This window comes from Streptomyces sp. URMC 127 (assembly GCF_051386535.1).
In the GTDB taxonomy this organism is placed as follows: Bacteria; Actinomycetota; Actinomycetes; order Streptomycetales; family Streptomycetaceae; genus Streptomyces.
The window spans coordinates 1-7,080 of sequence record NZ_JBPQTW010000288.1; the positions used below are offsets into that span (position 1 = coordinate 1).

Genomic DNA, 7,080 nt, shown 5'->3' on the forward strand with positions numbered 1-7,080 from the left:
GCTCCCGTCTGCCGCGCCTGGATGCCGCCGGCCCTCCCGCCCCCGGCCCAGGCGGCTGCCGGAGGTCCGAGGAGGCCGAGCGCGGCGGGGAGCGAGGCGCAGGGCAGTACGAGCGCGCCCGTTAAGTCTCCGGAGGCGATGCGGGGCAGCAGCTCCGCCTGCTGCGCGGGCGTGCCCGCGGCGGCGATCAGGGGGGCCACGAGGCCGGCCGTGGCGAGCAGCGGGGACGGCAACAGGACCCGGCCGGTCTCCTCGCAGGCCAGGGCGAGCTCCGTGGGGCCGCAGCCCACGCCTCCGTGCCGCCGCTCGACGGCCAGCCCGGCCAGCCCCAGCTGACCGGCGAGCTGCCGCCACAGCGGCTCGTCGTAACCGGCCGGGGTCCGGGTGGCGGCCCGGAGCTCCTCCGGTCCGCAGCGCTTGAGCAGCAGCTCGCGCAGGGTGCGCCGGATCTCGCCCTGCTCCTCGGTGAATGCGGTGTCCACGGGCATCACCTTCCGAATCTGACGGGGCGTCATCGTAAGTGCCGCAAGCACGCTTTCCCAGACCGGATCTGATGTAGCGTCAGTTCATGGCAGCTGTCCACCGCACACGCAGGGTCGCCGTCGTCGGAGTCGCGCTCTCGGACTGCGGGCGGGTCGACTCCGCCACGCCCTACGACCTGCACGCGCAGGCGGCCCGGCGCGCCCTCGCCGACTCGGGGCTCGCCAAGGCCTCCGTAGACGGCCTGGCCTCCGCCGGGCTGGGCACCCTGGCCCCCATGGAGATCGCCGACCACCTCGGGCTGCGCCCCGCATGGGCCGACTCCACCTCCGTCGGCGGCGCGACCTGGGAGGTCATGGCGGCCCACGCCGCCGACGCCATCGCAGCGGGCCACGCGAACGCCGTCCTCCTGGTCTACGGCTCCACCGCCCGCGCCGACCTCAAGGCCGGCCGCCGCACCGCCGGGCTCTCCCTCGGCGCGCGCGGCCCGCTCCAGTTCGAAGCGCCGTACGGGCACACGCTCATCGCCAAGTACGCCATGGCCGCCCGCCGCCACATGCACGAGTACGGCACCACCCTTGAGCAGCTCGCCGGCATCGCCGTTCAGGCGCGCGCCAACGCCCGGCACAATCCGCATGCCATGTACCGCGACCCGGTCACCGTGGACGACGTCCTGGGCGGCCCGGTGATCGCCGACCCGTTCACCCGGCTCCAGTGCTGCATCCGCTCCGACGGCGGCTGCGCCGTGCTGCTCGCGGGCGAGGAGTACGCCGCGGACGCCGCCCGCCCGCCGGTGTGGGTGCTGGGCGCGGGCACGGCGGTCTCCCACACGGCGATGTCGCAGTGGGAGGACTTCACCGTCTCCCCCGCCGCGCGCTCCGGGCGGCTGGCCTTCCAGCGCGCGGGGATCACCCCGGCGGAGGTGGACGTCGCCGAGCTGTACGACGCCTTCACGTACATGACGCTGGTGACCCTGGAGGACCTCGGTTTCTGCGCCAAGGGCGAGGGCGGCGCCTTCGCGGAACACGGCAGGCTGACCGTCGGCGGCGACCTGCCGGTCAACACCGACGGCGGCGGCCTCTCCGCCTGCCACCCCGGGATGCGCGGCCTGTTCCTCGTCGTCGAGGCCGTACGGCAACTGCGCGGCGAGGCCGAGGAGGGCCGCCAGGTCCGCAGACCGGACGGGCAGCTCCCGAGGATCGCCGTCGCCTCGGGCACGGGCGGCTGGTTCTGCTCCGCCGGAACACTGGTCCTCGCGCGCGACTGAACACAGCCCTGGACACGGCCCTGGACACGGCCCTGGACACGGCGCTGGACACGCCCCGCTCCTGGCCGCACGCCGGCAGCGGGCCGCAAGGCCGTACGTGACCGCTACCGCTCCGGAGCGGACGGCCCGTGAACGGGTTGGATGGACCCATGAGCGACGCACTGGACGACACCCGGGGGCAGGACTTCCACGCCCTCCTGCGCTCCCTGCCCGTGTGGGACACGGAGCTGCCGCACTTCGACCCCGCCACCGCCCCCGCCGACCCGCTGCCCCTCTTCCGTCAGTGGCTGACGGAGGCGGCCGCCGCCGGCTCCCCGGAGCCGCACACGATGACGCTCGCCACCGCGGACGCGACCGGCCGCCCCTCCGTGCGGACCCTGATGCTCCACGACGCCGACGAGCGCGGCTGGCACTTCGCCACTCACCGCACGAGCCGCAAGGGCCGCGAGCTGGCCGTACGCCCGCAGGCGGCGCTGGGCTTCTACTGGCCCGCGGTCGGCCGCCAGGTGCGCATCCAGGGCACGGTGACGGCCATGGGCGCCGAGGAGAGCCGGGCGGACCTGGCCGCGCGGTCCCCGGGCGCGCTGGCGGCGGCGCTCGTGGGCCGGCAGAGCGAGGCGCTCTCCTCGTACGAGGAGCTGGAGCGGGCCTCCGATGCGGCCTGGGAGCGCGCCCGCCGCGAGCCGGACGCCCCCGTCCCCTCCTGGACGCTGTACGTCCTCAAGGCGCAGGAGGCCGAGTTCTTCCAGGGCGACGCCCGGCGCCGGCATGTCCGCCTGACCTACCGCCGCAGCCCGTCCGCGGAAGGCGGCTGGACGACCGGGCTGCTCTGGCCCTGAGCGGGCGGCGGAGCGGGCCTGAAGACCGGCACGAAGAGGGGGGCCTGCCATCCCTCCGGCAGCACCCCTTCCAGCTTCCGGAAGCTGACGGCGAGGGGCATGCCGATGCGCAGTGCGCCCTCTTCGCAGCCGACTATTTCGGTCATCATCCGCGGCCCCTCGGCGAGGTCCACCACGGCCGCCGTGTAGGGCAGCCGCCCGCTGAAGGGCGGCAGGTCGTTCACGTGGACCACTGACCAGGTGTAGAGCACGGCCCGGCCGCTCGCCGCCTCCCACACCACGTCCTCGCTCCAGCAGCGCGGGCAGAACTCCCGGGGATAGTGGTGCGCCCGCCCGCAGCCGGCGGCGCGGCAACGCCGCAGGAGCAGCCGCCCGCGGCCCGCCGCCTCCCAGTACGGACGGGTGAAGGCGTCGGTCTCCGGAACGTCGGTTCGCTGCCCGGCCGGCGCGGGCGGCCGATTCGCATGCAATGCCTCAACCCCCTTGCATCTCCCGGCCGCTTTCCGGGAATCAGCCGGTCCCGGCCCTCCGTTTGTTCGTCTCCAGCTTGTTTGCCCACAGCTTGTTTGCCCGCAGCGCCATTCCTGACAGAACGTCAGATCTGTAGCCTGACTATACGTCAGCTTGTCGGCCCTTGAGCAGGAGTGGACGAGACACGATGCTTGGATCGACTCACGGCACCCTCACCACCACCTCCCGTCCGGCCCGCGTGGTGGCCTGCGGCGAGCGTCCGGGCCCCGCCGTCCACGGCCAGGCCGACGGCGTCGAGGACACGGACGTCAGCGGCAGGCCGCTGCGCTCGGACATCCCCGACCTGGACCGGCTCTTCCGCCCCGAGACCGTCGCGGTCGTCGGCGCCTCGGACGCCGAGGGCCGCCCCAACGCGGGCATCACCCGGCAGCTCCTCGCCTGGTCCGAACGCGTCGGCGCCCGCCTGCACCCCGTGCACCCCACCCGTACCTCCGTCTTCGGGCTGCCTTGTTACCCCTCCGTCCGCGAGCTGCCCGAACGCGTCGACCTCGCCGTCCTCCTCGTGGGCGACCCGCTTCCCGTGCTGGAAGAGCTCGAAGGCTCCAAGGCCGCCTTCGCCGTGGCCTTCGCCGGCGGCTTCGCCGAGACCGGGCCGACGGGCGCCGCCGCCCAGGCCGTCCTCGCGAACGCCGCCCGGCGCTCCGGCGTCCGCCTCCTCGGCCCGAACACCAACCTCAACGCCTTCGAGCACTTCCGCGAGGACCTCGACGGCCCCGCCATCGCGCTGATCACCCAGTCAGGCCACCAGGGCCGGCCGGTCTTCGCCCTCCAGGAGCTCGGCATCCGGCTCTCCCACTGGGCCCCGACCGGCAACGAAGCGGACCTGGAGTGCGCCGACTTCATCTCCTACTTCGCCACCCGGCCCGAGGTCGGGGCGATCGCCGCGTATGTGGAAGGGCTCAAGGACGGCCGGTCGTTCCTGCTCGCCGCCGACCGGGCCGCCCGGCACAAAGTGCCCGTCGTCGCCGTCAAGGTCGGCCGCACCGAGGCCGGCGCCCGCTCCGCCGCCTCCCACACCGGCAAGCTGACCGGCGCGGACGACGTGGTGGACGCCGCCATGCGGCAGTTCGGCGTGATCCGCGTCGACGGCCTGGACGAGCTGCAGGACACCGCGGCCCTGCTCGCCCGCGCCCGGCCGCCCCGGGCCCCCGGCGTCGCCGTCTATTCGATCTCGGGCGGCACCGGAGCCCACTTCGCCGACCTGGCCGCGGCCGCCGGCCTCGCGCTCCCGGCCCTCTCCGCCGCGAAACAGGCCGAGCTCCACCAGTGGATACCGCAGTACCTGAGCGTCGCCAACCCCGTCGACTGCGGCGGCCACCCCGTCGGAGACGAGCGCGGCCGCAAGATCATCGACGCGCTGCTGAACGACCCCTCCGTGGGCATCCTCATCTGCCCCGTCCCCGGGCCCTTCCCGCCCATGAGCGACCGGCTCGTCCACGACCTCGTCGCCGCGGCGGAGCGCACGGACAAGCTGGTCTGCGTGGTCTGGGGCTCCCCGGACGGCACCGAGGACGCCTACCGCACCACCCTGCTCGGCTCCTCGCGCGTGGCCACCTTCCGCACCTTCTCCAACTGCATCACCGCCGTACGCGCCTACCTCGATCACCACCGCTTCACCGACACCTACAGCTCTCCCTTCGACACCGCGCCCCGCACCCCGTCCCCCTCGGCCCGCAAGGCGCAGGAGCTCATGCGCCCGGGCGAGCAGCTCAGCGAGCACGCGGCCAAGCAGCTGCTGCGCGCGTACGGCATACGCGTGCCGCGCGATCAGCTGGTGACCAGCGCGGCCGCCGCCGTGCGGGCCGCGGGGCTCGTGGGCTATCCCGTGGTGATGAAGGCCTCGGGGCCGCAACTCGCCCACAAGACCGAACTGGGCCTGGTCAAGATCGGCCTGACCTCGGCCAGCCAGGTCCGCGACGCCTACCGCGAGCTCACCGACATCGCCCGCTACGAGGGGCTGCCGCTGGACGGCATCCTCGTCTGCCAGCTCGTGGGACGCGGGGTGGAGATGGTCGTCGGCATCTCGCCCGACCGGCTCTTCGGCCCGACGGTGACCGTCGGGCTGGGCGGGGCGCTCGTGGAGGTCCTGCACGACACGGCCGTCGCCGTGCCGCCCTTCGGGGAGAACCACGCGCGGGCGATGCTCGGGCAGCTGCGCGGGCGCGCCCTGCTCGACGGCGTCCGGGGGGCGCCCCCGGCCGACGTGGACGCGCTCGTGGAGACCGTCCTGCGCGTCCAGCGCATGTCCCTTGAGCTGGGCGGGGCGCTCGCCGAGCTCGACATCAACCCTCTGGTGGTGCTGGAGCGCGGCCAGGGCGCCGTGGCGCTGGACGCGCTCGCCTTCTGCCACTGAACAGCGCGCGGCAGCGCGTAGAAGCCGGAGAACCCCCATGTCCCTCTCCCCCCGTGACAAAGCGCGGGACAACCCGCTCGAGCGCGGCGGTCCCGATGACTCAGTGATACTCGCCACCACTGACAACGGGGTCTCGTGGATCACGCTCAACCGGCCCGAAGTCATGAACGCCATCGCTCCTGAGCAGCGCGAATGCCTGATTTCCGCATTGTCCGGCGCGTCCGCCGACCCGGCCGTCAGGGCCGTCGTCATCACCGCCACGGGCGCCGCGTTCTGCGCCGGGGCCGACCTGCGCGCCACCCCTTCGAGCGCAATGGACCCTGCCGTCCCGGGCGTGTCGGCCGCCTCCGTCGCCTCGGGACGGCTGCCCGGCGACGTGGCCCGTACGATCCGCCGGGGCGCGCAACGGCTGATCGCCGCGGTGCTGGACTGCGAGAAACCCGTGATCGCCGCCGTGAACGGCACCGCCGCCGGGCTGGGCGCCCACCTCGCACTGGCCTGCGACCTGGTCCTGGCCGCCGAATCCGCCACGTTCGTCGAGGTGTTCGTCCGCCGCGGCCTGGTCCCCGACGGCGGCGGCGCGTACCTCCTGCCGCGGCTGGTGGGGCCGCAGCGGGCGAAGGAGCTGATGTTCTTCGGCGACGCCCTCACCGCCGCCGAGGCGGAGCGGATGGGGCTGGTCAACCGCGTCGTGGCCGGGGCGGGACTGGCGGCGACGGCCCGGTCGTGGGCGGAGCGCCTGGCCACCGGGCCGACGCGGGCGCTCGCCCTCACCAAGCAACTGGTCAACGCCTCGCTGGACAGCGACCGTATGACAGCGTTCGCGGCGGAGGCCGCCGCCCAGGAGATCAACATGACGACGGAGGACGCGCAGGAGGGCGTCAAGAGCTTCCTCGAACACCGCAGCCCCTTCTACCGCGGGCGCTAGGACGCCGCGCCGAAGGCTCCGCGGCGTCCGCGGCATCCGGCGCACTTCAAAGCTGACGTTCCATCACCTTCAATGGATTCATGATGGGACACGCAGGCATGGCCGCCCTAGCCGTCCGCTATCTGAGCCCCGCCGGCCCACCGGCCCCCGGGGCGCGGCCTCCGGGCCCCATGCCCCGTCCGGCGCTGAGGGCCGTCCGCGCGGACGAACACCCTCCGCCGGCGCCGGGAGAGCTGCGGCGCGTGCTCGGCCGGTTCGCCAGCGGCGTCACCGTGATCACGGCGCCCGGAGCCGGCGGCGAGCCCCCCGCCGGCTTCGCCTGCCAGTCCTTCGCCTCCCTCTCCCTCGAACCACCGCTCGTGGTCTTCATGGTGGGCCGTACGTCCACGACATGGCCGCGCATCGCCCGCGCCGGCGTCTTCTGCGTCAACATCCTGGGCGCCGGGCAGGAAGCACTCTGCCGGAGCTTCGCGGTGAGCGGCGCGCGGGCCGCGGACAAGTTCGCGGGCCTGCGATACAGCCCCTCACCCGCAACGGGCTCGCCCCTGCTGGCGGGCGTATCCGCCTGGATCGACTGCGAGATCCACGCCGTGCACACCGGCGGTGACCACCTCATCGTCGTGGGCCGCATCGAGGCCCTGGGGGCGAAGGGGGACGACAGGGCGGAGGGGGACACGCGAGC

Annotated in this window: 7 protein-coding genes; 5 read left to right on the forward strand and 2 right to left on the reverse strand. The window is 74.0% G+C overall.

The annotated features are described in order from the left end of the window. The coding region (locus ACSNOH_RS32095) for an acyl-CoA dehydrogenase family protein (RefSeq protein ID WP_436724970.1) at positions 1 to 482 on the reverse strand (482 nt) is incomplete at its 3' end. Positions 483 to 568: 86 nt separating this feature from the next. On the opposite strand from ACSNOH_RS32095, the gene ACSNOH_RS32100 reads away from it, so the two are divergent. After that, the gene (locus tag ACSNOH_RS32100; RefSeq protein WP_436724971.1) at positions 569 to 1,747 is read left to right on the forward strand and encodes a thiolase C-terminal domain-containing protein; all 1,179 of its coding nucleotides are present in this window, start codon (positions 569 to 571) and stop codon (positions 1,745 to 1,747) included. A 149-nt stretch (positions 1,748 to 1,896) separates the two neighbouring features. After that, positions 1,897 to 2,586 carry a pyridoxine/pyridoxamine 5'-phosphate oxidase gene (locus ACSNOH_RS32105; protein ID WP_436724972.1) on the forward strand — a complete coding sequence of 230 codons (690 nt, stop codon included), beginning with the start codon at positions 1,897 to 1,899 and terminating at the stop codon, positions 2,584 to 2,586. Here ACSNOH_RS32105 and ACSNOH_RS32110 read toward each other — a convergent pair. Continuing rightward, complete coding sequence (locus tag ACSNOH_RS32110; protein ID WP_436724973.1) at positions 2,529 to 3,056, reverse strand: Zn-ribbon domain-containing OB-fold protein; 528 nt, start codon at positions 3,054 to 3,056, stop codon at positions 2,529 to 2,531. The genes ACSNOH_RS32105 and ACSNOH_RS32110 overlap by 58 nt on opposite strands. A 188-nt stretch (positions 3,057 to 3,244) precedes the next feature. Here ACSNOH_RS32110 and ACSNOH_RS32115 point away from each other — a divergent pair, with 188 nt between their 5' ends. From ACSNOH_RS32115 to ACSNOH_RS32125, 3 genes are all read left to right on the forward strand, one after another. Further along, a complete protein-coding gene (locus ACSNOH_RS32115) occupies positions 3,245 to 5,470 on the forward strand; it encodes an acetate--CoA ligase family protein (RefSeq protein ID WP_436724974.1) in 2,226 nt (741 codons plus the stop codon). Positions 5,471 to 5,507: 37 nt separating this feature from the next. Next, positions 5,508 to 6,398 (forward strand): enoyl-CoA hydratase/isomerase family protein, encoded by an 891-nt coding sequence (locus ACSNOH_RS32120; protein WP_436724975.1) that lies wholly within the window; start codon positions 5,508 to 5,510, stop codon positions 6,396 to 6,398. Positions 6,399 to 6,481: 83 nt separating this feature from the next. Beyond that, the coding region (locus ACSNOH_RS32125) for a flavin reductase family protein (protein ID WP_436724976.1) at positions 6,482 to 7,080 on the forward strand (599 nt) is incomplete at its 3' end.